The organism is Geotalea sp. SG265, from assembly GCF_022808985.1.
In the GTDB taxonomy this organism is placed as follows: domain Bacteria; phylum Desulfobacterota; class Desulfuromonadia; order Geobacterales; family Geobacteraceae; genus Geotalea.
In genome coordinates, this window is sequence record NZ_JAKZFT010000009.1 from 102,503 (window position 1) to 127,984 (window position 25,482).

Sequence of the window (25,482 nt, forward strand, 5' to 3'; positions counted from 1 at the left end):
TCCGGCGAAAGCTTAGCAGGACAGGTTGTTTTTTGGTTCATCAACATTTTCGTGAAGGCAGTCGGGGCGTCGGGAGTGAGCGACGAGCCACAGCGGCGAGCGGACACCCGCCGCATGTGGAACGGAGGATGGGTCGCCTGTTTAAGCAATATGCGACATTACGCGGGCGGCATTGCAAGGTCCGCAGCTGTGGCGACAGAGCGAACGGACGACGTCGCGACTGCCGCTCTTTTCCTAGAATTCCCGGAAGAACCTATTTTCCCCCTTGGACGGCACAAACCTCCACCCGGTTGTCGTAAAAGGTGCTCCCTTCTCCCTTGTCGGTGAGCCGCTGGGAGGTGAGGGCATTCACCGACCGTGACCCCGGTGTGAAGGGGAGCCACCAGACCCCTTCGGCGACGACCACTCCCCGGGGCACTTTTGGGGTGACGCTCAGGGTAAATATCACTTCTCCCAAATCGTTGCGGGCACAGACTGTTGCTCCGTCCAATAATTCCTTTTGCTCCGCGTCCAGCGGATTCATCTTCAGCAGCATCCCCCCCTGCTTGCGGCGCAGCTCCTCCTGTTCATAAAAGGAGGCATTGAGGGCATAGGGGGTGGGGGCCGTCATCAGGCGGAAGGGGTGGGGATCGGAGTCACCGTGGGTGGGCAGATAACAGGGAAGGTGGAGCTCTTCATGGTGATTGAGGATTTCGATTCTGCCTGAGCTGGTCCGGTACGGGGGGCCGCTTTCCGGCAGTTGTAGCCGGACCGCCTTGCCGGCAGCCAGCGCATCCACATCTATGCCTTGGCGAAGACCGGTGGGGATGGAGAGCAGATGATCGATGAGGTCGTCTGCAGACTGGCGGAAAAAGGGATCGTCGAGCCCCATTGCCCGGGCCAGCAGCCCGAATACCTCCCAGTTGGACTTGCTCCCACCGACGGCAGGGATGACCGCCTTTGCCCGCTGAATATAGTAGGTGCCGTAACTGCGGTAGAGATCGCTGTGCTCCAGGGACGAGGTGGCGGGGAGGACGATGTCCGCATGGCGGGCGGTGTCGGTCATGAACCGCTCATGGACGACGGTGAATAGATCCTCCCGCATGAGTCCTTTAATCACGGCATTCTGATCGGGGGTAACGGCGGCGGGATTGGCATGGTAGACATAGAGGGACATGACTGGCGGATCATTCAGGTGGTTGAGGGCTTCCCCCAGGCGGTTCATATTGATGACGCGGGTGGGGGCGGTCATGAAATCTTCACGAACGACCTCTTTCATGGCAAAGGCAGGTCCGGTGGACGTACCCGGAAAACAGCCGCCCCCCTCCCGGCCGTAGGCGCCGGTGAGTGCCGGGAGGCAGGCGATGGTGCGGATGGTCATGGCGCCGTTGCCGTAGCGGGAAAGCCCGCTTCCCAGGCGGATGTATGGTGCGCGAGCCCTGCCGTATTCCCGTGCCAGTAGCTCGATCGTTTCCAACGGCAGGCCGGTGATTTGCGCTACCCTGTCCGGTGGGTATTGGGAAAGGACCTGTTCTCTCAGCTCTTGGAAACCCTGGACCTGGCGGGCAACGAAAGCTTCATCCATAAGTCCGTCCCTCACCAGGATGTGCATCATTCCCAAGGCCAGTGCGCCGTCGCTGCCGGGGCGGACCAGGATTACCTCATGGGCGGCCGCAGCTGTGGCGGTTTCGTAGGTGTTGACGAACCAGACTTTGGCACCATTCCTTTTTGCCTCCTGTACTCCTCCCATGAAGTGGATGCTGGTTGCCGCGGCGTCAATGCCCCAGAGAATCACCAGATCGCTTTTGGCAACGGTTTCCGGCGGAGGTGGCTGCGTCTCACCCATCACCGCCTGCCAACCGGCATCCTTGGCTGGGGAGCAGATGGTCCGGGCGAGGCGGGAGGCACCAAGGGCATGGAAGAACGGATGGCCGCTATTGCGCTGGATCAGCCCCATGGTGCCGGCGTAGGAATAGGGGAGAATGGCCTCGGCGCCGTATTTATCCATGATTTCCCGCCAGCGGTGGGCGATTTCCCCTATGGCCTCCTCCCAGGAGATGGGCATAAAGCTGCCGCTTCCCTTTGCGCCGCTGCGCTTGAGGGGGGTGGCCAGGCGCAGCGGCGAGTGGACGGTTCTTTCGTAGTGGAGCATCTTCGGGCAGAGAAGCCCTTTGGTGTAGGGATGATCCGGGTCTCCCTGGACCCGGATCGCCCTGCCTCCGGCCGTTTCAACCAAAAGGCCGCAGGTGTCGGGACAGTCGTAGGGGCAGACGGAACGTTTCATCTTTTCTGGCACAGCATCCTCCATTGGTTCTCAAGGGGCGATCATTCTTGCACCGGTCGTATTTTTCCTTTATAACACAGCCATGGATACCGGGCGCAAGCGCGTCTCCCTGGGGGAGATCTTCACGACCTTTTTTTACATCGGAGCCACCGGCTTCGGCGGCGGCATGGCTATCGTTTCGCTTATGGAGCGCGTCTGCGTCCACCGCAAGCGCTGGCTCGGTCTGGACGAGTTCATGCATGGGCTGGCCTTCGGCCAGATCCTCGGCCCGTTTTCCCTGAATACCTCCGTCTTCATCGGCTATTACCTGCGTGGCAGCCTGGGGGGGATTGCCGCCGCGGTCGGCTTCATCGCCCCCTCTTTCTTCCTCATTTCGCTTCTCTCCTGGCTTTATTTCAAGTTTCACGAACTGCCCCAGTTGCAAGCGGCCCTGAAAGGGACCAATCCGGTGGTGATCGCCTTGATCGTAGTGGCTGCCGTAGGCATGACACGCAGCAAGGTCAAAGGGATAAACGACTGGCTGATGGTCGCCATATCCTTTGCCGCGGTTGCTTTTTTCAATGTCAATGCCCTGGTCGTCCTCGTTCTGGCTGGAATATGGGCGCTGGGGCGGGAATATTACCGGAAGGAACACCAATAATGGCGGCGCTTTTCAAGCTTGCCTGGATCTTCCTCAAGATCGGCTTTATTTTTTTCGGCGGCGGTTACGTGCTCATACCGCTTCTGCACCGGATCATGGTCGAGCAGTACCAGTGGCTGGCTCTCAGGGAATTTCTCGACGGGGTGGCCCTTTCGCAGCTGACCCCGGGGCCGCTGGCCATGCTGGCCACCTTCACCGGGTTCAAGGCGGGCGGTTTTGTCGGCGGGTTGATCTCCACCATCTTCATTTTTCTGCCTTGCACGCTGCTGATGCTGTTCTTTTCCAGCCGCTACGAAAAACTCCGCAATATGGAGCTGGTAAAGGCCGCCCTGGATGGCTTCTTGCCGGCGGTTATCGGTCTGGTTGCGGCTGCCGCCTACAACCTGGGCACCACCTCACTCGGCTCTGTCAGGGACTTCGCCCTGCTCGGCGCCGGTTTCGTCACACTTCAATTTACCAAGGCGAGCCCCATGCTTGTCATTCTCGGGGCCGGCGCCATCGGCTATTTCCTGCACTTTTCCTGAATTAAAGCGCTTACCCCACGCCCACATCACTTTGATCTTCCGGCCAGCGGTGCATGCAATAGATGCATTCTTCAGTGCCGTGGGGGATGGTATCCCGCAGTTGTTCTTCGTTATAGCGAGCCGGGCAGCGCCCGGGAAGAGGATAGCGGTGGACGGTGTTATTTTTGACGAAAAAGAGCATGCTTTCTCCTTTCCTGTTAAATGGTCGAATGGGGGGCGAACTGGGGACCTTCGTGTTTTTTTTGGCAGCTGACACAATAAATGGCGTCTGGCACAACCTTCATCCGCTCGGTGGGTATTTCTTCACCGCAGTCTTCACAGATGCCGTAGGTTCCCTCCTTCAGTTTGCGCTCCGCCTCTTCCAGGTGGGAGAGCTCTTCCTTCCTGGAATCCGCCACCGAAAGTCCCGTATCCGCGATGACGTCCAGCAGGCTCTGTTCACCATCGTCCAAGGCATTTTCATACTGGGTATTGGTTTGTGCCCCCAGATTTTCGAACAACTCAACCCGCAATTCGTTCCATAGCCGGCGCTTTTTCTCCATCAGGATTTCCTTCAGCTCTTCATCGCGGCTGCCCATGACATCCTCCCGGATAGTGGGTGAAGGGATACATTTAAACTGTATCATGGACTGCGAAAAAAGGAATCAGACGGGATCTGCCTCGTCAAGCACCAGCACCTGCAGCCCTTTACCGGGGGCGGAGACGTAGAGGAAAAGGAGATCGGCCGGTTCCTGCGTGGCGGGATTCTGGCGGAAATTATGGGAGAAGTGCCACCTGAAGCTTCTTACCTTGCTCTCTTTGCCAATGCCCGATTTTCTGATGATGCTGGCGATCTTTTCCCTGGAGACGGTACTTTCGAGGGATGGCGTTCCGGCAAAGAAGGAGGGAAGGCGGCCGGCAGCGGGATAGTCGGCAAGGCAGAAGTCGTAGCAAAGGGATTCCCTTAATAGCTCCAGCTGTTGGGGGGGGAGCGCCTTCCGGCCGAAGCGCCACAGGACTTCGAAGAGTGCCGCCAGCGAGAGCTGCTGTCCGATTGCCTCTTCCTGCCAGAAATCTGCAGCGGCATGGAAAACCTCGGCCAAGGGGGCGTGTCCGGCCAACACATTCAGGGATGCCCCGAATCTGCCGCTGTTGTAGAAGAGCTCCACCAGCCGCGAGACGGTCTCGATGCGGCAGATTTCCTCAAAGGAGAGCCAGGGGGTGCGGAGAATCTTGTAGGGAGGTGCCGCGGAACATGCATAGCCTTCCCTCTCGGCGATGGCGCGCATCTGCGTTCCCTTCAGCACCTTGAGCGGCTCCACCTGGATATGGTGTGGGGTGAGCTCGCACAGACCCTGCAGGGAACTGAGGAAGCCTTGGTAATTCTCCTCTGGCAGCCCGGCCACCAGGTCCAGATGGAGAGTGACCTGGGTCTCCCGCCGAAGGCGCGCCACGTTGACGAAGAGCTTATCCAGGTCGGAAGTGCGCCCGACCCGTTCCAAGGTTCCTGCATCCTTCGACTGGATGCCGATCTCGAAGCGGAAGGTATCCTTGGGTACCTTTGCCAGGAGCGCCAGGTTCTCCTCCGTCAAAAGGTCGGCGGCAATCTCGAAATGGAAGCGGCTCTCCCTGTTGTTTTGGAGGATATATTCCCAGATTTGGTTTGCCCTGACAGCATTGAAGTTGAAGGTCCGGTCTACCAGCTTGATCGTCTTGACTTTGCCGGCCATGAGGATTTCCAGGTCGCTTCTGATCCGCTCTATGGAGAAGGTGCGGACCCCCTTTTCCAGAGAGGACATGCAGAAGGCACAGGAGAATGGGCAGCCCCGGGAGGTCTCATAATAGACGAGGGGCTTTTTCAGATCTGCCAACCGGGCGGCAAAGGGGGAGGGGATGGCATCCAGTGAGGCGATCGGTGCCTGCTCCGGGGCAGCTACCGCTTCTTCACCGCTGCGGCAGACGGTTCCTGCCACTTCTTCCATGGGTTGGCCTTCCACCAATGCTTGCAGCAGCTCGCGGCAGGTCTCCTCACCCTCGCCCCTGACGACGCAATCTATGGCGGGATTGCGGGAAAGCAGCTCGAAGACCCCGTGGGAGGCCTCCGGCCCTCCGAGAACAATGATTACCTCGGGCTGCACCAGTTTGAGATCGGCGGCAAGCTTCAGGGTCTGCTCAATGTTCCAGATGTAGCAGGAGAACATCACCACATCGGCCTTTTCCGCGACGATCTGCTGCAAAACCGCGTCTGATGGCTCGTTAACGGTAAATTCACGTATGGCGATCTCTACCCCTTCCAGATCGCCGCAGGCAGCGGCCAAGTAGGGGAGGGCCAGGGAGGCATGGACGTATTTTGCGTGGAGGGTGGTGAGGAGGACTTTCATGGCGGGATTGTAGCCGATGGGCAGGGGAATGGCCAGTAAAAGTTATAGGAATGAACTGTGCCTGTTGCCGGTCTTGGAGCTGTTATGCTACTGTACGCATCAGAAATCGGAAAGGATGCACCATGAAAAAGAAAATGCCCAACCTTCTCTATGCCGATGCCAAAGGCAATATCTTCGATCATCCCTATCTGACCATGGCCGGCATGAACGGTACAGAGGCTGTTCTGCCCGAGGATGTGGAGTTGATTCCGCTTCCCGAGGACAGTCGCCTTTTTACCATCCCCGATACTCCTCCCATTGCCTGGGATGGGAAGCAGCGACGGTTCGTCACGGTGGATACGGTGCGGGAAGGAAAACGTAATCTGCGGGTACAGGCGGTTTCTGCGTTCATGGCGCCGGGCTATGTGCGGACCCTTCTTCCTGCCTGCGATTACAGCCGTAAAAAGATCCATTTGCCACTCTGGTCCTACACCGCCGTGGGCTGGGACGAGGAAACGGAGCGCTTCGTTGTGGCGGCGAGCCGGGTGGATACCAACCAGAACTGGAATCCCTGCAACTACGATGACCGCAAGCTGGACCCCCTGGTGCGCAAGCGGCTGCGGGAGATGCCCGACAACCGCCTTCTGGAGCAGTTGGCCCGCTGTGCCGTGGATTACCACTGCTTTGCCGCCAAGAACCTCTTCTTTCGCCGCTGGGAGGCGCCGATACCTACCTCCCCGGTCTGCAATTCCCGCTGCCTGGGGTGCATAAGTCTGCAGCCGTCGGACTGCTGCCCCTCCAACCATGAGCGCATTCCGTTCGTTCCCACACCAGAGGAAATCGTCCAACTGGCGCTCCCCCACCTGAACGAGGCGCCGGAGCCCATTGTTTCCTACGGCCAGGGGTGCGAAGGAGACCCGATCATGCAGGCAGACACCATTGCCGAGGCGACGCGCCGACTCAAGGCCGCCACGGGCAAGGGGACGGTCAACTTCAACTCCAACGGTTCATTCCCCGATCGGGTGCGGATGCTCTGCGATGCGGGGATGGACTCAATGCGTTTTTCCATGAATTCGGTGCAGGAGGAATTCTACAACCGTTACTACCGGCCGGTCGGTTACAAATTTGCCCATGTGGTGGAGTCGGTGAAAACCGCCAAGGAGCGGGGCCTGTTCACCATGATCAATTATCTGGTTTCGCCGGGAATGACCGACAGTGAGGCGGAAGTTGAAGCCTTGCTGAAATTCATCGGTGAGACAGGGGTGGACATGCTGCAGATGCGGAATCTCTCCATAGATCCCGACTTCTACAACAAGAGGATGCAGCTTCCCGGCCGCGGCATCGGTATGTATCGGATGCTAGAGCGGGTCAAACGGGAATATCCGAGGATACAGTTCGGGTATTTCAACAGGACCAGGGAGAATTTCTATCCGGAAGGGCTGGAGACCAGTTGGCCGATCCCCGAGTAGCTGGAGGGTTACTCTTTTTTGTGGCAGTCGCTGCAGTGCTTGAGCGGGCCTACGCCAAGTTTCCTGTGGCAGCCCAGGCAAAGCTTATGGGCGGAGTCGTGATCCAATTCGATGAAGCGCGGAGGACCGTTGTGGCAGTCGCTGCAGGTAAAATTCCTGCGGTGATTGACATGATCGAAGGTAATGTCGCCGTTGTAGGCTTTGAAAGTATAGGCTGCTTCGGCGATTCCCGCAAGGGAAGCGATTGCCAGAGATAACATAAGGATTTTCTTCGTCATATCTTCACCATTTGTCCGGTTAGCAGCGTTTGTTTTATAGATAAATGCCGCGCTGTTGTCAACCACAACTTCTTTTCCTTTTTTAGTCCTCCTTGCCAAGGGGATCGGGTTGTTCCTCTTCCTCTTTCAACAGAACCTTCCCTGCCATTTAACCTTATCGCGGCTAAAAGCCGCTTTTTTCATCCCTCAGTATACCCACATTGCGTATGCGAGTATTCAACTAATTCTATTTTTAAGCAATGGGTTGGACTGCTTTGGCCAGCGCATGGAATAAGCAGGCATTAATTTTGCACAAATCATGACGTTTTTTAATGTGAATGTGTCTAATCTTTCCCCTTGGGCCATACGGCAAGTTTCCGTGCAGCTACCTGAGCATTGATACCCGCTTTAGAACCTGTCTATACCATCCAAAAATGAAACGGAGGGACTATGGAAAATGAATTGAGTACGAAGACATTACCGCCTGAACGGGGTAAAGGAAGGGGATTGCTGTCGAATATGAGCGGCCGTGCAACACTCTTGGGAGTGTTGGTTACAATGGTTTTGACCTACGGCTTTCTGGCATTGTTCAGTGCCCAAAGAGCTCAAGCTTTTACCAGCAAGGTTACGACCAGCAAATCCTGCATGAGTAGTGCAACCTCCTGCCATGCTAATCTTGCTTCTACCGGGACAATTACCACTGCAATCAACGGTACAGCAGGTACTACGGTGACGGTGCCGGCCGGTGGTACCTTTGAGATTGACTGGATCTACAACAACATGGCCGGGAGCAAGACCGACGATGCGCCCATGATCGCCATTCCGACTGGCTGGGGCCTTGCACCTGGCACCGCAAATAATCCCGCCTTAACGGGATGGAATTCCATTTGGGACGTTGCCGATGGTGTTACCAGCACCGCAACTGGTGGGGGAAATGGAACGGCAACCAACGTCGCGGGATGGAACACCGGACACATGGTCGATGCTGGTGTCGGCGCCGGCTTGGAGGCCTTTACCATCGATTACGTCGGCGGAACCAACTGGGGTACCAGCGGTGAGGCAGCGGATGACGGTGGCACTAACGATGCAGACGGAACCGCCAATAAGATGGGAACAGACGCCAGGATCATTGTTCCTGCAGGCACGACCCCAGGAACATATAAGGTCGATGTCTACGGTATCGGACATACAAGCACCAATAAGGCCTACATCAAACAAACCATAACAGTAACCGTTACTGCGGCTGTTGTAAAACAGACACCAACCATCAACTCATGGCCGACCGCCAGTGCCATTACCTATGGACAGGCCCTTTCTTCCTCAACCTTGACCGGCGGCAGCGCCTCGGTTCCCGGTACCTTCGCCTGGATCAACCCGACGACCGTTCCGGCGGTAGGTGCTCCGGCCCAGGCTGTTCGTTTTACGCCAACAGATACGACTAATTACAATACGGTTGATGGCACGGTGGCCATTACCGTCAATCCCAAGCCTCTTACTATCACGGCTGCCGCAAAGAGCAAGGTCTACGGCGCGGCAGATCCTGCCCTGACATACACCGCCACCGGCCTTGTCGGCAGTGACACCACCAGCGGTAGCCTGGCCAGGGTAGCTGGTGAGGACGTCGGTACCTATGCCATCAACCAGGGTACCGTGACTGCTGGTGCAAACTATGCCATTACCTATGTCGGAGCCAACCTGACCATCACGGCAAAGCCACTGACCATCACCGCTGCTGCCAAGAGCAAAGTCTATGGTGCTGCCGATCCTGCACTTACCTATACCGCCACAGGCCTCGTTGGCAGTGATACCACCAGCGGCAGTCTGACCAGGGCGGCAGGTGAAAACGCAGGTACCTATGCCATCAGCCAAGGTACCGTAACTGCTGGTACGAACTATACCATTACCTATGTTGGTGCCAACCTGACCATCACCCCGGCACCAATAACCGTCACCGCCGATCCGAAGACCAAAATTGTTGGCAGCGCGGACCCGGCACTTACCTATACCATCACCAGTGGTGCACTAGTGGGCTCAGATGCCTTTAGCGGTGCTCTCTCACGTGATCCTGGTGAGACCGTTGGTCTTTATGCTATTCGCCAGAACACCCTGGCCCTGAATAGCAACTATACGCTGACCTATGTTGGCAACAACCTTGAGATCACTGCTGCACCGAAGCAGGATCAGACCATTACCTTTAATCCGCTTGCAGCCGTAACCTATGGAAATGGTGATTTCAATCCCGGCGCCACTGCCAGTTCCGGTCTGACTGTCAGTTACACCAGTTCCAATACTGCAGTTGCTACCATCATCGGTGGCCAGGTACACATAGTCGGGGTGGGAACAACCACCATCACTGCCAGTCAGGCAGGAGACGCAACGTATAATCCTGCTGCCAACGTTTCACAACCGCTCACCGTCAACAAGGCTGCACTGACCGTCACCGCAGACAGTTCGTCCAAAACTTACGGTGCTGCCAATCCTGCATTGGGCGTTTCATACGCTGGGTTTGTCGGGACGGACAGTGCCGCAAGTCTGACCACTCAGCCTACCGCTTCAACAAGCGCAACGGCATCAAGTCCTGCCGGCACTTACGCAGTCAATGCAACTGGCGGCGTTAGCAACAACTACAGCTTCACTTACGTAGCGGGGACCTTGACCATCAACAAAGCGGCGCTGACGGTCACTGCCAACAACGCCAGCAAGAGCTACGGTGCGGTCAATCCTGCACTGAGTGTAGCCTACAGTGGCTTCGTTCTTGGCGAGACGGCAACCAACCTGACCACGCAGCCTGTCGCCTCCACCACGGCAACCGCTTCCAGCCCTGCCGGTACCTATGCGATCACCGCAGCCGGCGGCGTGAGCAACAACTACACCTTCACCTATGTGACCGGGACCCTCACCGTCAATAAGGCAGACCTGACGGTCACCGCCAATAACGCGGCGAAGACGTACGGTGCTTCCAATCCGGTGTTGAGCCTTAACTACGCCGGGTTTGTCAGCGGCGAAAATGAGGCCTCTCTCACAACCCAGCCTACTGCTTCCACAACGGCAGTTGTCGCCAGCCCAGTCGGCCTGTATCCCATCAACGTCGCCGGTGGCGTCAGCAGCAACTATAACTTTATCTACGTGGCTGGCACCCTCAGCGTCAACAAGGCAGCCCTGACAGTCACCGCCAACAATGCAAGCAAGACATACGGTACTGCCAATCCCGCCCTGACCGTCGCCTACACCGGCTTCGTCCTCGGCGAATCGGCAGCCAACCTGACCACCCAGCCGACCGCAACCACCACGGCAACGGCTTCGAGCCCTGCCGGTACCTATGCGATTGCCGCAGCCGGTGGCGCAAGCAACAACTATAACTTCACCTATGTGGCAGGGACACTCACGGTCGATAAGGCCGCCCTGACCGTCACCGCGAACAACGCCAGCAAGACCTACGGCGCGGCCAATCCTGCCCTGAGCGTCGCTTATACCGGCTTCGTCCTTGGCGAGACGGCAGCCAACCTGACCACCCAGCCGACCGCAACCACCACGGCAACCGCTTCGAGTCCCGCCGGTACCTATGCGATTACCGCAGCCGGTGGCGCAAGCAACAACTATAACTTCACCTATGTGGCCGGGACCCTCACGGTAGATAAGGCAGCCCTTACCGTTACCGCCAACAATGCCGGCAAGACTTATGGCTCGGCCAATCCTACCCTGAGCGTCGCCTATAGCGGCTTCGTCCTTGGCGAGACGGTAGCCAACCTGACCACCCAGCCGACCGCAACCACCACGGCAACGGCTTCGAGCCCTGCCGGTACCTATGCGATTACCGCAGCCGGTGGTGCGAGCAACAACTATAACTTCACTTATGTGGCCGGGACCCTCACGGTAGATAAGGCCGCCCTTACCGTCACCGCCAACAACACCAGCAAGACTTACGGCGCGGCGAATCCTGCCCTGACCGTTGCCTATAGCGGCTTCGTCCTTGGCGAGACTGTAGCCAACCTGACCACCCAGCCGACCGCAACCACCACGGCAACCGCTTCGAGTCCCGCCGGTACCTATGGGATTACCGCAGCCGGTGGCGCAAGCAACAACTATAACTTCACCTATGTGGCCGGGACACTTACGGTCGATAAGGCCGCCCTTACCGTCACCGCGAACAACACCAGCAAGACCTACGGCGCGGCCAATCCTGCCCTGAGCGTCGCTTATACCGGCTTCGTTCTTGGCGAGACGGCAACCAACCTGACGACCCAACCGACGCCTTCCACCACGGCAACGGCATCAAGCCCTGCCGGTACCTATCCGATCACCGCAGCTGGTGGCGCAAGCAACAACTATAACTTCACCTATGTGGCCGGTACGCTGACCGTAAATAAAGCACCACTGAGCGTCACCGCCAACAACGCAAGTAAAACTTATGGCGCGGCGAATCCTGCCCTGAGCGTCGCCTACACCGGCTTTGTCCTTGGCGAAACGGCCGTCAACCTGACCACCCAGCCGGCAGCATCCACTACGGCAACGGCATCAAGCCCTGCCGGTACCTATCCGATCACCGCAGCGGGTGGTGCGAGCAACAACTATGCGTTCACTTATGTGGCCGGTACGCTGACCGTCAATAAGGCACCATTGACCGTCACTGCCAACAACGCAAGCAAGACCTACGGTGCGGCCAATCCTGCCCTAACCATCGCCTACGCAGGTTTCGTCCTAGGTGAGACGGCAGCAAACCTGACCACCCAACCGACGGTATCCACCACGGCAACCGCTGCCAGCCCTGCCGGTACCTATCCGATTACCGCCGCCGGTGGTGTGAGCAGCAACTATGCGTTTACCTATGCGGCCGGTACACTCACCGTGGATAAGGCCGTCCTGACCGTAACTGCGGACGATCAGACCCGTGTTGTCGGTGCACCCGATCCGATCTATACTGCTACATATTCAGGTTTTGTAGCCGGCGACACATCCGCTGTGGTAAGTGGCGCGCCGATTTTCAGTACGACTGCAACGGCCGCAAGCCCCGCCGGAACGTATCCCATTACTCCTACCCAAGGTAACTTGGCTGCCGACAACTACACCTTCACCTTCGTCAACGGCACCCTTACCATCACGGCAACTGCGAGCACCTATAACCTGGCCGTGGCAAAAGCAGGTGCAGGCAATGGTACCATTAACAGTAATCCAGTCGGTATTGCCTGCGATGGAGCGAACGGTTGCAATTTCGACTTTGCCAGCGGCATCGTTGTTACACTTACCGCCACTCCCGACTCCAAATCGCTCTTCACCGGATGGAGCGGCGCCTGCACCGGAACCGGCACCTGTGCCGTTACCATGGATGCAGCCAAGAACGTTACCGCCACCTTCGACGTCAATCCGCTGGTTAAGGTGGGTGGAACTTTATATGCCACCATCCTGGATGCATATACCGCGGCTCTTGATGGTGCTGTTATCGAAGTCAGAGATGTCCTCTTCAGTGACTTCAGTACGTTCGATCGTCCGATCAGCATAACCTTCGACGGTGGCAAAGACAGCAGTTGGAACAAAACCACCGGCTTCACGACCCTCACCGGCCCCGTAACCTTCGGGCAGGGTTCTGTGACGGTGGATGGTCTGGTTATCGAGTAATAAATTGTCTAAAAGAGGTGGTAAGATGAGTAACTCGGCATTAGCAACCACATCGGAAAAAGGGCGGCACCGGACGGTGCTGCCCGCCACCCTTATCTGCAAGGTGGCAAAGGTAGGGTACTATCGCGATACGCTGCCGCTCCTCATCATCAATATCAAGAAGGAGGACGCTCTGCCGCATCTTCCCTTCAAAACGGGGGAACGAATAGCGATACCTTTTGTGGTAAATGGACGAACGTATACGGCAGGTTTGCGGGCAACAGCCCGTTCGAGCACGGCTATGATATGCTCCGATCTGATGGATGCCGATCTGAACAGCGCCAGGTTGGTGGATTTATTGTTCAGCGTCGGATGGACCGACCGGACGCCGTCTCTGGAACTTACCGTCAGTGATGGAAGGATTTACTGTCCCTGAGCTTCGTAAGAAAAGGATATTTGAAACAACAAAAAGCAGGAAGCAGATGCGTTATCGCATGGCTTCCTGCTTTTTTGATTGAAATGCCGGTATGTCAGTAGGAAATGTTGAAGGTTTCATACTGCCCAGAAAAGGGCTCTTTCTTGACTTGAACGCCGGTCACCTGTGCGCGGCTCGGCCCTTCATGGCACCAGCCGATCAAGGCATCCACATCGGATTCCTCCCCTTCGAAACAGCCCTGAACGGACCCATCGGGGAGGTTTTTTACCCAGCCGCAGACATTTAGCCTCTGCGCGGTCTGCTGGGTTGTCTGGCGATATGCCACCCCTTGGACAAGACCTGTTATCGTTACCATGGCACGAATCTTCACGTTGTCATCCCTCCAGCATCCTTAAAAATTCATCTTCCGTCAGCACCGCGACTCCCAGCTGCCTGGCCTTGTCCAGCTTGCTTCCCGCCTCTGCTCCGGCAACAACATAATCGGTTTTTTTCGATACCGAGCCGGCGGCATGCCCCCCTTCGTTTTCCACCATCCTCTTTGCGTCATCGCGGGTGAAGCGGGAGAGGGCGCCGGTGAAGACAAAAGTTTTGCCGGCAAAACGCCCTCCAAGCCTCTTTTCTTCCACGGCCGGTCTGACTCCTGCGGCAAACATGCGCTCTATAACCTCCAGATTGACGGGGTTATGGAAGAAGGTGCTGATGCTCTGGGCTACCTGGGGGCCGACTTCGTGGATTGAAAGCAGCTCCTCTTCCGTTGCTTTTCCCAGGTGTTCGATACTGCCGAAGGCGTTTGCCAAAAGCTTTGCCGTGTGTTCTCCCACGTGTCTTATACCCAGGGCGTAGATAAAGCGGGACAGCTCGCGGTGCTTGCTTGAGTCGATGGCATTGAGCAGGTTCTCTGCCAGCTTGTCCCCCATGCGTTCGAATCGCATGAAGTCCTCTTTTTTCAGGTAGTAGAGGTCGGCGACAGTCTTCACCAGCCCCAGCCGCAGGAGCTGCTCGATGTACTTATCTCCCATTCCCTCAATGTCCATGGCATGGCGCGAGGCGAAATGGATGATGGTTTCCCTGATCTGGGCCGGGCAGGTAAGCCCAAGGCAGCGGACTGCCACCTCTCCAGGTATCTTGACAATTTCCGAACCGCATTCGGGGCAAGCGGCAGGAACCGCCAATAGTTCCGCTCCCGCCACCCGCTTCTCCGTCATCACCTTGACTACGGCCGGAATGACGTCCCCGGCCCGTTCGACGATGACCGTATCTCCTTTGCGGATATCCTTTTTCTCCATCTCCTCCCAATTGTGCAGGGTTGCCCGGGACACGATCACCCCGGAGACCTCCACCGGGCGCAGGTGGGCAACGGGTGTGATGACACCGGTGCGCCCCACCTGGGGGACGATGTCTTCGACGACCGTTATCGCTTGTCGTGGAGGAAATTTCCAGGCAATGGCCCAGCGGGGAGAGCGGCTTTTCTCCCCCAAATCGCGCTGCAGATCGAAGGAATCCACCTTGACCACGACCCCATCTATTTCGTAGGGAAGGGTTTCCCGTGTCTCCCCCATTTCCCGATAGTAGGCCAGGACACCGTTGATCCCATTGACTTTGCGGATCAGCGGGTTAACGGGCAAGCCCCATTGGGGGAGGGTGGCAAGCATCTGACTTTGCGAGACGAATTCATACCCTTCAACAATACCTGGCGCATAACTGAAGATGGAAAGGGGACGCCGGGCGGTGATCCTCGGGTCCAGCTGGCGCAGGGATCCGGCAGCGGCATTGCGCGGATTGGCAAAGGGGGGAAGCCCCGCTTCCTCCCTTTCCATGTTCAGTTTCTGAAAGGGAGCCAGCCCCAGGTATACCTCGCCTCGCACCTCCACCAGCCGTGGCGGATGCGAACAATGGAGGCGCAGGGGGATCGCCTTGACGGTTTTCAGGTTCTGCGTGACATCCTCCCCAACATAGCCGTCGCCGCGGGTGGCACCGAAGGTGAGGGTGCCTTCTTCATAGATGAGTTCCACCGCCAGCCCGTCCATCTTCGGCTCGCAGACGTAGTCGATCTCATTTGCCATGGGAAGACCCAGGAAGCGTTTTATGCGCTCGTCGAAATCCCGCATTTCTCCTTCATTGAAAGCGTTTTCCAGGGAAAGCATGGGGAGACGATGGGCCACCTGGGAGAATTTTTCCAGGGGAGCCGCGCCAACGCGCTGGGTGGGGGAATCCTGCGTGACCAGCTCGGGGAATTCCTTTTCCAGTTGCTGCAGCTCGCGCAGGAGCTGGTCATATTCGGCATCGGTGATTTCCGGCCGGTCCTCCACATAGTAGAGATAATTGTGGCGGTTGATTTCCTTATGCAGTTGCTTGACGCGGTTTTCGGCGGCCTGTCGGTCCATGGGGGTAGGGCTCCTGAAGGGGCAGATATTGGTGTTTATAGCACAGCGGGGGAGGGATGGCAATTTGCGAAAATTGCATCTTTTGAAGCCTATTGTCATCCATCCTGAATCGAAACCAGAAATGGATTGCTTCTGCCATCTTTGAGGAACGCAATTTGCCGAGACTTGGCACATATATCGCCTCCTTGATTTAAAAACTAGCCTCTGTTATCACTGCTTGAGCCGGGTATGGTTTGCCCGGCTCTTTTGTGTTTCAACATCTGGAGTTGTCATGCTCGACCTGTCCAACCTCAATCCCCAGCAGCTGGCGGCGGTAAAACATACGGAAGGGGCTCTTCTGGTTCTCGCCGGCGCCGGTTCCGGCAAGACCGGGGTCATCACCTACCGCATCGCCCATCTGCTTTTGGACAAGAAGGTGCCGCCGGCCGGCATTCTGGCGGTTACCTTCACCAACAAGGCGGCCAAGGAGATGCGGGAGCGGGTTGACGGACTGGTGGGGCGGACAGCCTGCAAGGGGATCATCATCTCCACCTTCCATTCTCTGGGGGTGCGCATCCTGCGCCGGGACATCGAGCAGCTCGGCTACAAGAAGAATTTCTCCATCTACTCCACATCCGACCAAATCGGCCTCATCAAGCAGATCATGCGCGAGGTCAACATCGACGGCAAGAAGTTCGATGCCGACACCATCATCTGGAAGATCTCGGCGGCCAAAAACAAGCTCATTACTCCCGACCACTACGTTCCCCGTTTCGGCGACGAATACGAGATGCTGGCGGCTGAGGTCTATCCCCGCTATCAGTCGGCGTTGAAGGCCTTCAACGCCATCGATTTCGACGATATCATCATGCTGACGGCGGACCTTTTGCAGAATCATCCCGAGGTGCTCAAACACTGGCAGGAGCGATTCCGCTACGTCATGGTCGATGAATACCAGGACACCAATGCGTCGCAATACCTGCTGGTGCATCTCCTGGCGGGGGGCTACGGTAACCTTTGCGTGGTCGGGGACGACGATCAGAGCATCTACGGCTGGCGTGGCGCTGATGTGGGCAATATCCTGGATTTCGAGAAGGATTTCAAGGCGTGCCGGGTCATCAAGCTGGAGCAGAACTATCGCTCCACCGGCAACATCCTGGAGGCGGCCAACCATGTCATCGGCCACAATACCAAGCGTAAGGAAAAGCGCCTCTGGACCGCCTCGGGAAGCGGCCGGCCCATCGATGTCATCGTCGTTTCCGATGACGAGGAGGAGGCGACCACGGTGGTGGAGAGGATCCAGGTGGAGCGCCTGGCCCACAATCTTGCCTATAGCGACTTTGCCATACTCTACCGTACCAATGCCCAGAGCCGTGCCTTCGAGGAGCAGCTGCGCTTCGAGGACATCCCATACGTGCTCATCGGCGGCATGCAGTTCTTCGAGCGCAAGGAGGTCAAGGACGCCATCTCCTATCTGAAGGTGATCTGCAACGCAAACGACGAGATCGCCCTCTTGCGCATCGTCAACTTCCCAAAGCGGGGCATCGGCGACAGCACGGTTGTGCGGATCAACCAATGGTCCATGGAGCAGGAGTGCCCGCTATTCGAGGCATTCGGCAGGATCGATGAGATCGAGGGGGTTGCCGAGGCGACCAGGGCCAAGGTACGGGAGTTTCACTGTCTGCTGGCGGAAGAGATGGCGGTTTTTGCCGAAGAGGGAGAACTGGCGGAAAAGGGGAAGCGGCTTTTTAAACGGCTCGGCCTGGAGGACGAACTCTACCGGACCATCGATGACCCAGTCCTTGCCCGGCGCAAGGCGGAAAACATCGAGCAGATCATCAATTCCATGGCTGCTTATGAGGAACGGATACCCTTGCCGTCGCTCTCAGGTTTTCTGGAAAAGGTCTCGCTCATGGACGAGGACCGTTTCTCCGGCAAGGATAAGAAGGAGCATGGCCGCGACGCGGTGACGCTCATGTCGCTCCATTCCAGCAAGGGGCTGGAGTTTCCCTTCGTTTTTCTGGTGGGGATGGAGGAGGAGATCCTCCCCCACAAACGCTCAATTTATGAAGATTTCACCATCGACGAGGAGCGTCGCCTCTGCTATGTTGGGATCACCCGGGCGCGGCAGCACCTAGTCATGACCCGCTGCCTGCAGCGCAAAAAATACGGCAAACTGCAGGAGCGGGTGCCGAGCCGGTTTCTTCAGGAAATTCCTGTTCATCTGGTGAACGAACAAAAGGGGACCGCCGCCAAGGTACTGTCCGAAGAGGAAGCGGATCGCATGGCTGACGATTTCTTTTCCATGATGAAGGCGATGCTGGAATAACATCGGCGATGCTGGCAATTCCCTCCAGCCATGTTACCTTAATACTGTAGGAATTACGGCAACAGTGGAGGGAGTATGGACCTTTATGCATTCGCCTTGAAAATGGAACTGGACGGCAAGGCTTTCTATGAGAAGATGGCGGCCGAGACCCCGTATCGCGGACTGAAGAGTGTGTTTTCAATGCTCGCCGAGGATGAGCAGAAGCATTACGATACCATTATCGCCATCCGTGCCGGCGAAGCCAGGACCATGGCGGACACGGCGGTTCTGGAGAACACCAGGAACGTCTTTGAAGGCATTCGCGCCGAGAAGATTCTGGCGGAGGGGATGAGGAAGGAGCACGACGCCTTCCAGTACGCTATGAAGATCGAGGCTGACAGCGTCCGCCTCTATGAGGATCTGGCCGGCAAGGAACGTGATCCGGCAATCATTGCCCTTTTGCAGAAGATAGCCGACGAGGAGAAGAAGCACTACAACATCGTGGAGAACCTCTACGATTACACTCTGCGGCCGGAGTATTTCCTGGAGTGGCGGGAATTCAGCAACCTGAAGCCCCTTTGAAGCTTGCTGAAAGTCACTCCGGTGACGGCTTGATAGTCTTTTGCCCCGGCTTCCAGCCCAGGGGGCAGAGTGCGCCCGACTGGAGGGCTTCCAGCACCCGGAGGGTTTCCTCGACGCTCCTCCCCACATCCATGTTGTGGACGACCTGGTACTGGAGGATCCCTTTTGGGTCGATGATGAACAACCCCCGTTGGGCCACCCCTTCCGTCTCGTCAAGAACTCCGTACCGTTCCACCGCTTCCCGCCTCACATCGGCCAGGAGCGGGTAGTGCAGCTTGCCCAGGTCTCCACGCTTGATCCAGGCTAGGTGGGAGTATTTGCTGTCCACGGAAACCCCAACCACGTCTGCGCCCAGCTTGTTGAAGCGGGGCAGCGCTTCGTTGAACCCCTTGATCTCGGTGGGACAGACAAAGGTGAAGTCTCCGGGATAGAAAAAGAGTACCAGCCATTTTCCGCTGTAGTCGGAGAGGCTGATGGCGGCGAACTCCTTTCCCGGATCGGTGCCGACAACACCATCGAGTGTGAAATCCGGCGCCGGTTGCCCCACCTTGACCTGTTCCGCCATCATCATCTCCTTCATGCCATGCATCATCATTTTGGACGGCATCTCGGGGGCAGCCTGGGCGGTTATCGTGACGAAGTGCAGGACGAGAGCCAGCATACCAGCGGTAGCGGCCATCTTTTTCAGGTTCATGGAGGGGGCTCCTTGTGCTTGGGCTATGCTGTGATTGTATCCGAGTAGAGTGGCTTTGCAAGGCATTGTAGCGGCGAAAAACAGTTCTCCTTTCATCCCGTTTGTGATAGAAGGAGAGCATTCTTTATGTGAAAAGGAGAACAGGTGATGAGTGAAGAGCAGAATCCCCAGGTGGTGATGGAGACATCCATGGGAACGGTAAAGATCGAGCTGTTCAAGGACAAGGCGCCCATATCGGTGCGTAATTTCCTTTCCTATGTGAAAGATGGCTACTACGACGGCCTCATTTTCCACCGGGTCATCAAGACCTTCATGGTCCAGGGTGGGGGCATGGATGCCGACATGCAGCCGAAAAAAACGAAGTTCGCCATCAAGAACGAGGCCACCAACGGCCTCTCCAACAAGCGCGGCACCCTGGCCATGGCCAGGACCAGTGTCGTCGACAGCGCCACTTCCCAGTTTTTCATCAATGTGGTGGATAACCCGTTCCTGGACCATCGGGGCAAATCTCCCGATCTCTTCGGCTATGCCGTTTTCGGCCAGGTCATCGAGGGTATGGAAGTGGTCGATGCCATCAGGGACGTGAAAACCGGTTCCAAGGCTGGACACGGTGATGTGCCGGTGGAGCCGGTATTCATCAACTCAATCAAATTGGTCGAGTAGTTCTTTGAATAAATAAGTTCGTCAGGGAATTCGGGGAAATGAAAGGCAGTCGCGACGCCGTCCGTTCGCTCTGTCGCCACAGCTGCAGACCTTGCGGTGCTGACCCCGTAATGTCACACGGTGTTTAAACCGGCGAACTCTCCTCCGTTCCACATGCGGCGGGTGTCCGCTCGCCGCTGTGGCTCGTCGCTTACTCCCGGCGCCCCGACTGCCTTCCCCGGAAATGTCTTAAGAACCACAGAAAAGGCCGCAGTTGAATTCTGCGGCCTTTTTTGTTCATTTACCTTTGCTTCCTTTGTACAATTAGGGGCTTGCGATGACCTCTCCTGTCACCTTTTCCCGTTCCACTCCGGATATCCTCACCCACTGTTCCGTCTTCAGCAGGGAGTCGTTCCCCTCCAGCAAAACAGGAATGTAATTGCGGGACAGCCCCTTGAGCAGACCATTGTCTTCCCGGGTCTGTACCAGTACCTGCAGTTCCTTTCCCACAAAGCTCTGGTAATAGGCCTTCTTCTTTTCCTCTGATAGCTTGCGCAGGGCCTTGGCCCGTTCTTTGACGATACTGCTGTGGACATGACCGTCCATGGCGGCGGCGGGGGTCCCGGCGCGGGGAGAGAAGGGAAACACATGGAAATAGGCAAGGGGGAGTGATTGGAGAAAGCGGTATCCTTCCTGGAACTGTTCCTCGGTTTCGCCGGGGAAACCGGTAATGATGTCGGTGCCGATGCAGACTGAGGGAAGGGCTGTTGCCAGTTTTTCCATGACCGTGCGGAAACCCGCCGTGGTGTAGTTGCGGTTCATGGCCGTGAGCACCTGGTCGTGGCCGCTTTGCAACGGGATGTGCAGATGGGGGCAGATGGCGGCCGATTGGGCAAGGAAGGCGATCAGGGCATCTGAAACCTCGGTGGGCTCCACGGAGCCGATGCGGATTCTCTCTACCAGCCGCTCCTTTTCTGCCGCTACAAGGAGATCGAGGAGCGACAGGGACGGGGTCAAATCCAGTCCGTAGGCGCCCAGGTGGATGCCTGTCAGCACTACCTCTTTAAACCCACGTTGGGCAAAGCTCCGTATGCCCGCCAGGGCTTCTTCCCGGGAGACGCTTCTGCTTCTTCCCCGTGCGTAGGGAACGATGCAGTAGGAACAGAAGGCATCGCAGCCGTTCTGCACCTGGAGAAATGCCCGGGTATGCTCGGCGAAACTCTCCAACCTCGTTCCCTGCGCGCTCTGCTCCAGGGCGATATCCGAGACCAGCACCTGGCGGTCGTCTCCCAGGTTCCTGAGCATTGCGGCGATGCCGCGTTTTTCACTGTTGCCGAGGATGAGGTTGACCCCCGGCATGTCCTGCAGTTCATCGAAGGCGACCTGGGCATAACAGCCGGTGACAACGATCTTTGCCGCGGGGTTCTGTCGCGATGCGCGGCGGATGAGTCGGCGCGACTCCGCATCGGTCTTTGAGGTGACGGTACAGGTGTTGATGACATATATGTCTGCGCTGCCGCCGAAGGGGACGACGGAAAAGCCTTCCTTGCCCAGTGTCTCGGCCATGGCGGCCGATTCGAACTGGTTGATCTTGCAGCCCAGGGTGGTTATGGCCACCGTCTGTTTTTGTTCATTTACCATTCACCATCCACCATCTACCGCTTTTCACCACCATCCAACGCTTTTTCGATCCAGCCCCCCCCAAGGACCCGGTCGCCATCGTAGAAAACGACCGCCTGCCCCGGAGTGACCGACTTTTCCTTTTCCGCAAACAGGACCTGAGCCCGATTGCCTGGCAGGGGCGTGATGCGGCAGACAACGGGCTGGTGGCGGTAGCGGATCTTGCATTCAGCCTCGATTGCGGCCTCCGGTGCGGCACCGATCCAGTTGATGTTGTCGGCAAGGAGACCTTCACTGAAGAGAGCTTCCTTCGGCCCCACGACCACCTCTTTCGTTTCGGCGTTCAGTTCCAGAACATGGAGCGGCTCGGGATGGGCAATTCCCAGCCCGCGCCGTTGGCCGATGGTATAGCGGTAGGTGCCCCGGTGCCGGCCCAGGACCTTGCCGCTCCGGTCGACGATATTGCCCGAGAGGAGTTCCCGGCCCCGCTCTTCCTCGATGAAGCGGACGTAATCGTTGTCGGGGACGAAGCAGATCTCCTGGCTTTCCCCTTTTTCCGCAACCCGCAGGTTGTATCTGGCCGCAAGGGCGCGCACTTCGGTTTTCGTCATCTCTCCCAGGGGAAAAAGGGTCATGGCCAACTGCTGCTTGGTAAGGGTGAAGAGGAAATAGGACTGATCCTTGGCCGGGTCGGTCCCCTTGAGCAGGTGGTAGTGTCCTTCCGCATCCTGCGCCTTCCTGGCATAGTGGCCGGTGGCAATGAACTCCGCTCCCAACGCCCTGGCCTTTTTCAGGAGCAGTTCGAACTTGATCCATTGGTTGCAGCGGACGCAGGGATTGGGGGTGCGGCCCCTCAGGTACTCATCGACAAAATCGCCGATGACGAGCTTTTCGAATTCATCCTCGAAGTTGACCACATAAAAGGGAATGTCCAGCTGTTCCGCAACTCGCCTGGCATCGTGGATGTCGTCCAGGGAACAGCAGGTGTCGAATTTTTCCCCTTCGCCGGCAAACTTGCCGTAGTCCCAGACCTGCATGGAGATGCCGACGACATCGTATCCCTGCTCTTTAAGCAGGGCCGCCGAAACGGAGGAATCGACGCCGCCGCTCATGGCGATGACGACACGTTTTTTACTGTTTTCTCTGTTCATGTAGTCCATCTGGTCGCTATTTTTGTTAATTCGTGGACCGCGGAAGACAAGGCAACCGCAGCATCGTCCGTTCGCTCTATCGCCACAGCTGCGGACCTTGCGGTGCCGTCCGTGTAATGGTGCAGGGTGCTTGAAGTGGCGGAATATCTCCGTTCAACATGGGCGGGCGTCCGCTCGCCGCTGTGGCTTGTCGCTCACTCCCGATACTACGACTGCCTTTCCGGAAAATTTGCACCACTTATTTTTTCTGCAGTCGTTCAATAATCTCAGGCAGTACCCGAAGCACATGATCCACATCTGCATCGGTGTTGAGCCTGCCAAGGGAGAAGCGAATCGATCCTTTGGCGGCGGCAGGATCGACCCCCATGGCGGCAAGAACCGGCGACGACTTCAGGGTCCCGGAGCTGCAGGCGGAACCGGAGGAGACGGCAATACCGGCCAAGTCCAGGTTGAGAAGCAGGGAATCGGCTTCGAGACCGGTGAAGGAGATGTTGGCGGTGGTCGTCAGCCGTTTTTCCCGGTGGCCGTTCAGTCGGGCCTGGGGAAAGAGGGCCATGATACCCTTTTCAAGCCGGTCGCGCAACCCTCCCACACGTGCAGCCCCGCCGGCCATCTCATCCCTGGCGATCCGACAAGCCTTACCCAGGGCGACGATGCCAGCCACATTCTCGGTGCCGGCCCGTCGGTTGCGCTCCTGTGCGCCACCGTGAATCAGTGGATGGAGTTTCATCCCCTTTCTCACCACCAGGGCGCCGATTCCCTTGGGTGCGCCCAGCTTATGGCCGGAGAGGGACAAAAGGCCGATCTCCATGCCGCGGCAGTCGACCGGTACTTTCCCCACCGCCTGCACGGCATCGCAATGGAAAGGGACTCCCCGTTCCCTGCAGATCGCGCCGATGCTCGCCACGGGAAAGATGACCCCTGTCTCGTTGTTGGCAAACATGGCCGAAACGAGAACCGTCTCCGCCGTGATAGCCGCTTGAAGCTCGTTCATGTCGATCAGCCCCTCCCGGTTTACGGGAAGCCGGGTAATGCGGAAACCCTGGTGTTCCAGGTATAGACATGTATTGAGCACTGCGGGATGCTCGACGGCGGTAGTGATGATGTGGTTGCCCCTGTTGCGTAAGGCGGAGGCTGTTCCCTTTATGGCCATGTTGTCCGATTCGGAACCGCAGGAGGTAAAGACAATCTCGGAGGGGGCGCATCCCACCAGGGCTGCTGTTTCTTCACGGGCCTCCTCGACCGCGCCCTTGACCATTCTCCCCGCCCAGTGAATGCTGGACGGATTGCCGAACTGCTCCCGGTAAAAGGGGAGGATCGCCTCAAGAACCTCCGGATGGACCGGAGCGGTGGCATTGTAATCCATGTAAATCATCGTAAATATTTTTTCGAAGTCCTGTAGGGATTTTGACAATCAGGAGAGGTGCGGATCAGCTTTCCAGTTTATGGCGCGCGTCCTGGGTGAGGTCTTCCAGGGTAATGCCGTCCAAAAATCCCCGGATTTTTTCTCCGAGCCCTTTCCAGACGTTATGGGTGACGCACTGGGAAATACGGGCGCAGCCGGTGCTTCCCTCGTCCATGCAGGCGACGGGGCTGAGCGGCTCTTCGACGGTGACGACGATTTCCCCCACCTTGATGAGCGAGCTTTCCCTTGCCAGGACGTACCCTCCGCCAGGTCCCCGGACGCTGGTAACGATGCCGCCGTTTTTCAGCCGGTAAAAGAGCTGTTCCAGGTAACTCAGGGGGATCTCTTCCCGCTGGGCGATTTCCTTGAGAGAGACCGGTTTGCTGGTGGAGTAGAGGGCCAGGTCCACCATCGCCCGTACCGCGTATTGGGCCCGTGTTGACAAGCGCATGCTACTTTCCTTCTTCGAGCCGCTTTTTCAATTGATCATGCTCGTCGGACAAGGAGGCCAGCTTGCGTTCCAGATCCCTGATCTGATCGAAGAGGCAGGATATCGCCTTGGCTTCCGGGTCGGGGAGCTGGCCGTGCTGCAGGTCTATCTTTTCCGCTGGCTTCTCCGTGGCGATGACGGCCCGGCCCGGTATGCCGACTACGGTGGAATTTGGAGGGACTTCCTTGACGACGACGGAATTGGAGCCGATCTTGCTGTCCTTTCCCACCGTGAATGGCCCGAGAACCTTGGCTCCGGAGCCGATGACCACGTTATCTTCTACGGTCGGGTGGCGCTTGGTTTTTTCCCAGCTGACCCCGCCGAGGGTTACGCCGTGGTAGAGGGTGACGTTATCTCCTATCTCAGCCGTTTCGCCAATGACGACCCCCATGCCGTGGTCTATGAAAAAGCCCTTGCCTATTTTCGCACCGGGGTGAATTTCTATGCCGGTGAAGAACCTGCCCAGGTGGGAGCAGAACCGCCCGAGAAAGAACTGTTCGTGCTGCCAAAGCCAGTGGGAAACCCGGTGAAACCAGATGGCATGAAGTCCGGGATAACAGAAAAAGACCTCAAGCTTGCTCCTGGCAGCCGGATCCCGGTCAAATACCGCTTGTATATCCTGTTGTAACCTTGCAAACATGGCCTTCCCTTTCACGGCAGTAAAAAGTTAAGCCTGATTAAATCATACCTTACTATTTCAGTCAATT

General features: G+C 57.3%; 21 protein-coding genes. 8 read left to right on the forward strand and 13 right to left on the reverse strand.

Features of this window, described 5'->3' with window-relative positions:
* Nucleotides 1-253: 253 nt before the first annotated feature.
* Nucleotides 254-2,275 carry a molybdopterin oxidoreductase family protein gene (locus ML541_RS12200; RefSeq protein ID WP_243373239.1) on the reverse strand — a complete coding sequence of 674 codons (2,022 nt, stop codon included), beginning with the start codon at nt 2,273-2,275 and terminating at the stop codon, nt 254-256.
* 70 nt (nt 2,276-2,345) lie between these two features.
* Between ML541_RS12200 and ML541_RS12205 the strand changes: the two genes are divergently transcribed.
* Nucleotides 2,346-2,903, forward strand: a complete 558-nt coding sequence (locus tag ML541_RS12205) for a chromate transporter (RefSeq protein WP_243373241.1) — start codon at nt 2,346-2,348, stop codon at nt 2,901-2,903.
* Nucleotides 2,903-3,427, forward strand: coding sequence for a chromate transporter (locus ML541_RS12210; protein WP_243373243.1), 525 nt, complete (start codon nt 2,903-2,905; stop codon nt 3,425-3,427). The genes ML541_RS12205 and ML541_RS12210 overlap by 1 nt, the downstream gene beginning before the upstream one ends.
* 10 nt (nt 3,428-3,437) lie before the next feature.
* On the opposite strand, the gene ML541_RS12215 is transcribed toward ML541_RS12210, so the two are convergent.
* From ML541_RS12215 to ML541_RS12225, 3 genes are all read right to left on the reverse strand, one after another.
* Nucleotides 3,438-3,608, reverse strand: coding sequence for a hypothetical protein (locus ML541_RS12215; protein WP_243373245.1), 171 nt, complete (start codon nt 3,606-3,608; stop codon nt 3,438-3,440).
* Nucleotides 3,609-3,624: 16 nt separating this feature from the next.
* A complete protein-coding gene (locus ML541_RS12220; protein WP_243373247.1) occupies nt 3,625-4,005 on the reverse strand; it encodes a TraR/DksA family transcriptional regulator in 381 nt (126 codons plus the stop codon).
* 66 nt (nt 4,006-4,071) lie between these two features.
* Complete coding sequence (locus ML541_RS12225) at nt 4,072-5,787, reverse strand: B12-binding domain-containing radical SAM protein (RefSeq protein WP_243373248.1); 1,716 nt, start codon at nt 5,785-5,787, stop codon at nt 4,072-4,074.
* A 122-nt stretch (nt 5,788-5,909) separates the two neighbouring features.
* Between ML541_RS12225 and ML541_RS12230 the strand changes: the two genes are divergently transcribed.
* Complete coding sequence (locus ML541_RS12230; protein ID WP_243373249.1) at nt 5,910-7,235, forward strand: radical SAM protein; 1,326 nt, start codon at nt 5,910-5,912, stop codon at nt 7,233-7,235.
* Between the two features lie 8 nt (nt 7,236-7,243).
* Here the strand turns inward: ML541_RS12230 and ML541_RS12235 are convergent, their stop codons facing one another.
* Nucleotides 7,244-7,513 (reverse strand): hypothetical protein, encoded by a 270-nt coding sequence (locus ML541_RS12235; RefSeq protein WP_243373250.1) that lies wholly within the window; start codon nt 7,511-7,513, stop codon nt 7,244-7,246.
* A gap of 624 nt (nt 7,514-8,137) precedes the next feature.
* On the opposite strand from ML541_RS12235, the gene ML541_RS12240 reads away from it, so the two are divergent.
* Nucleotides 8,138-13,105, forward strand: coding sequence for an MBG domain-containing protein (locus ML541_RS12240; RefSeq protein ID WP_243373251.1), 4,968 nt, complete (start codon nt 8,138-8,140; stop codon nt 13,103-13,105).
* A gap of 25 nt (nt 13,106-13,130) precedes the next feature.
* Nucleotides 13,131-13,520 carry a hypothetical protein gene (locus ML541_RS12245; protein ID WP_243373252.1) on the forward strand — a complete coding sequence of 130 codons (390 nt, stop codon included), beginning with the start codon at nt 13,131-13,133 and terminating at the stop codon, nt 13,518-13,520.
* Nucleotides 13,521-13,614: 94 nt separating this feature from the next.
* Here the strand turns inward: ML541_RS12245 and ML541_RS12250 are convergent, their stop codons facing one another.
* Complete coding sequence (locus ML541_RS12250) at nt 13,615-13,890, reverse strand: acylphosphatase (protein ID WP_243373254.1); 276 nt, start codon at nt 13,888-13,890, stop codon at nt 13,615-13,617.
* Between the two features lie 4 nt (nt 13,891-13,894).
* The gene (ligA, locus tag ML541_RS12255) at nt 13,895-15,904 is read right to left on the reverse strand and encodes an NAD-dependent DNA ligase LigA (RefSeq protein WP_243373255.1); all 2,010 of its coding nucleotides are present in this window, start codon (nt 15,902-15,904) and stop codon (nt 13,895-13,897) included.
* Between the two features lie 271 nt (nt 15,905-16,175).
* Here ligA and ML541_RS12260 point away from each other — a divergent pair, with 271 nt between their 5' ends.
* Together ML541_RS12260 and ML541_RS12265 are read left to right on the forward strand one after the other, a co-directional pair.
* A complete protein-coding gene (locus tag ML541_RS12260) occupies nt 16,176-18,212 on the forward strand; it encodes a UvrD-helicase domain-containing protein (protein ID WP_243373256.1) in 2,037 nt (678 codons plus the stop codon).
* A gap of 75 nt (nt 18,213-18,287) precedes the next feature.
* Complete coding sequence (locus ML541_RS12265) at nt 18,288-18,773, forward strand: ferritin family protein (protein ID WP_243373257.1); 486 nt, start codon at nt 18,288-18,290, stop codon at nt 18,771-18,773.
* 13 nt (nt 18,774-18,786) lie between these two features.
* On the opposite strand, the gene ML541_RS12270 is transcribed toward ML541_RS12265, so the two are convergent.
* On the reverse strand, nt 18,787-19,338 hold the full coding sequence (locus ML541_RS12270) for a peroxiredoxin (RefSeq protein ID WP_243373294.1): 552 nt from the start codon (nt 19,336-19,338) through the stop codon (nt 18,787-18,789).
* Between the two features lie 276 nt (nt 19,339-19,614).
* Here ML541_RS12270 and ML541_RS12275 point away from each other — a divergent pair, with 276 nt between their 5' ends.
* Entirely contained in the window at nt 19,615-20,130 is a 516-nt protein-coding gene (locus ML541_RS12275) for a peptidylprolyl isomerase (RefSeq protein WP_243373258.1), read from the forward strand.
* A 303-nt stretch (nt 20,131-20,433) separates the two neighbouring features.
* Here the strand turns inward: ML541_RS12275 and mtaB are convergent, their stop codons facing one another.
* The 5 genes from mtaB to cysE all read right to left on the reverse strand — a co-directional run bounded on the left by mtaB (nt 20,434) and on the right by cysE (nt 25,415).
* Nucleotides 20,434-21,750: a tRNA (N(6)-L-threonylcarbamoyladenosine(37)-C(2))-methylthiotransferase MtaB gene (gene mtaB, locus ML541_RS12280; RefSeq protein WP_243373259.1), complete on the reverse strand. Its 1,317-nt coding sequence runs from the start codon at nt 21,748-21,750 to the stop codon at nt 20,434-20,436.
* A 14-nt stretch (nt 21,751-21,764) separates the two neighbouring features.
* The gene (gene mnmA, locus ML541_RS12285; protein WP_243373260.1) at nt 21,765-22,880 is read right to left on the reverse strand and encodes a tRNA 2-thiouridine(34) synthase MnmA; all 1,116 of its coding nucleotides are present in this window, start codon (nt 22,878-22,880) and stop codon (nt 21,765-21,767) included.
* Nucleotides 22,881-23,118: 238 nt separating this feature from the next.
* Complete coding sequence (nifS, locus tag ML541_RS12290; RefSeq protein WP_243373261.1) at nt 23,119-24,255, reverse strand: cysteine desulfurase NifS; 1,137 nt, start codon at nt 24,253-24,255, stop codon at nt 23,119-23,121.
* Nucleotides 24,256-24,310: 55 nt separating this feature from the next.
* Nucleotides 24,311-24,736: an Rrf2 family transcriptional regulator gene (locus ML541_RS12295; RefSeq protein ID WP_243373262.1), complete on the reverse strand. Its 426-nt coding sequence runs from the start codon at nt 24,734-24,736 to the stop codon at nt 24,311-24,313.
* A 1-nt stretch (nt 24,737) separates the two neighbouring features.
* A complete protein-coding gene (gene cysE, locus ML541_RS12300) occupies nt 24,738-25,415 on the reverse strand; it encodes a serine O-acetyltransferase (protein WP_243373263.1) in 678 nt (225 codons plus the stop codon).
* Nucleotides 25,416-25,482: the final 67 nt, after the last annotated feature.

Bases quoted from the DNA above. Each gene is read 5' to 3' on its own strand.
- ML541_RS12205 (WP_243373241.1), top strand. From the start codon at position 2,346: ATGGATACCGGGCGCAAGCGCGTCTCCCTGGGGGAGATCTTCACGACC.
- ML541_RS12210 (WP_243373243.1), top strand. From the start codon at position 2,903: ATGGCGGCGCTTTTCAAGCTTGCCTGGATCTTCCTCAAGATCGGCTTT.
- ML541_RS12215 (WP_243373245.1), bottom strand. From the start codon at position 3,608: ATGCTCTTTTTCGTCAAAAATAACACCGTCCACCGCTATCCTCTTCCC.
- ML541_RS12220 (WP_243373247.1), bottom strand. From the start codon at position 4,005: ATGGGCAGCCGCGATGAAGAGCTGAAGGAAATCCTGATGGAGAAAAAG.
- ML541_RS12225 (WP_243373248.1), bottom strand. From the start codon at position 5,787: ATGAAAGTCCTCCTCACCACCCTCCACGCAAAATACGTCCATGCCTCC.
- ML541_RS12230 (WP_243373249.1), top strand. From the start codon at position 5,910: ATGAAAAAGAAAATGCCCAACCTTCTCTATGCCGATGCCAAAGGCAAT.
- ML541_RS12235 (WP_243373250.1), bottom strand. From the start codon at position 7,513: ATGACGAAGAAAATCCTTATGTTATCTCTGGCAATCGCTTCCCTTGCG.
- ML541_RS12240 (WP_243373251.1), top strand. From the start codon at position 8,138: ATGAGTAGTGCAACCTCCTGCCATGCTAATCTTGCTTCTACCGGGACA.
- ML541_RS12245 (WP_243373252.1), top strand. From the start codon at position 13,131: ATGAGTAACTCGGCATTAGCAACCACATCGGAAAAAGGGCGGCACCGG.
- ligA (WP_243373255.1), bottom strand. From the start codon at position 15,904: ATGGACCGACAGGCCGCCGAAAACCGCGTCAAGCAACTGCATAAGGAA.
- ML541_RS12260 (WP_243373256.1), top strand. From the start codon at position 16,176: ATGCTCGACCTGTCCAACCTCAATCCCCAGCAGCTGGCGGCGGTAAAA.
- ML541_RS12265 (WP_243373257.1), top strand. From the start codon at position 18,288: ATGGACCTTTATGCATTCGCCTTGAAAATGGAACTGGACGGCAAGGCT.
- ML541_RS12270 (WP_243373294.1), bottom strand. From the start codon at position 19,338: ATGGCGGAACAGGTCAAGGTGGGGCAACCGGCGCCGGATTTCACACTC.
- ML541_RS12275 (WP_243373258.1), top strand. From the start codon at position 19,615: ATGAGTGAAGAGCAGAATCCCCAGGTGGTGATGGAGACATCCATGGGA.
- mtaB (WP_243373259.1), bottom strand. From the start codon at position 21,750: ATGGTAAATGAACAAAAACAGACGGTGGCCATAACCACCCTGGGCTGC.
- mnmA (WP_243373260.1), bottom strand. From the start codon at position 22,880: ATGAACAGAGAAAACAGTAAAAAACGTGTCGTCATCGCCATGAGCGGC.
- nifS (WP_243373261.1), bottom strand. From the start codon at position 24,255: ATGATTTACATGGATTACAATGCCACCGCTCCGGTCCATCCGGAGGTT.
- ML541_RS12295 (WP_243373262.1), bottom strand. From the start codon at position 24,736: ATGCGCTTGTCAACACGGGCCCAATACGCGGTACGGGCGATGGTGGAC.
- cysE (WP_243373263.1), bottom strand. From the start codon at position 25,415: ATGTTTGCAAGGTTACAACAGGATATACAAGCGGTATTTGACCGGGAT.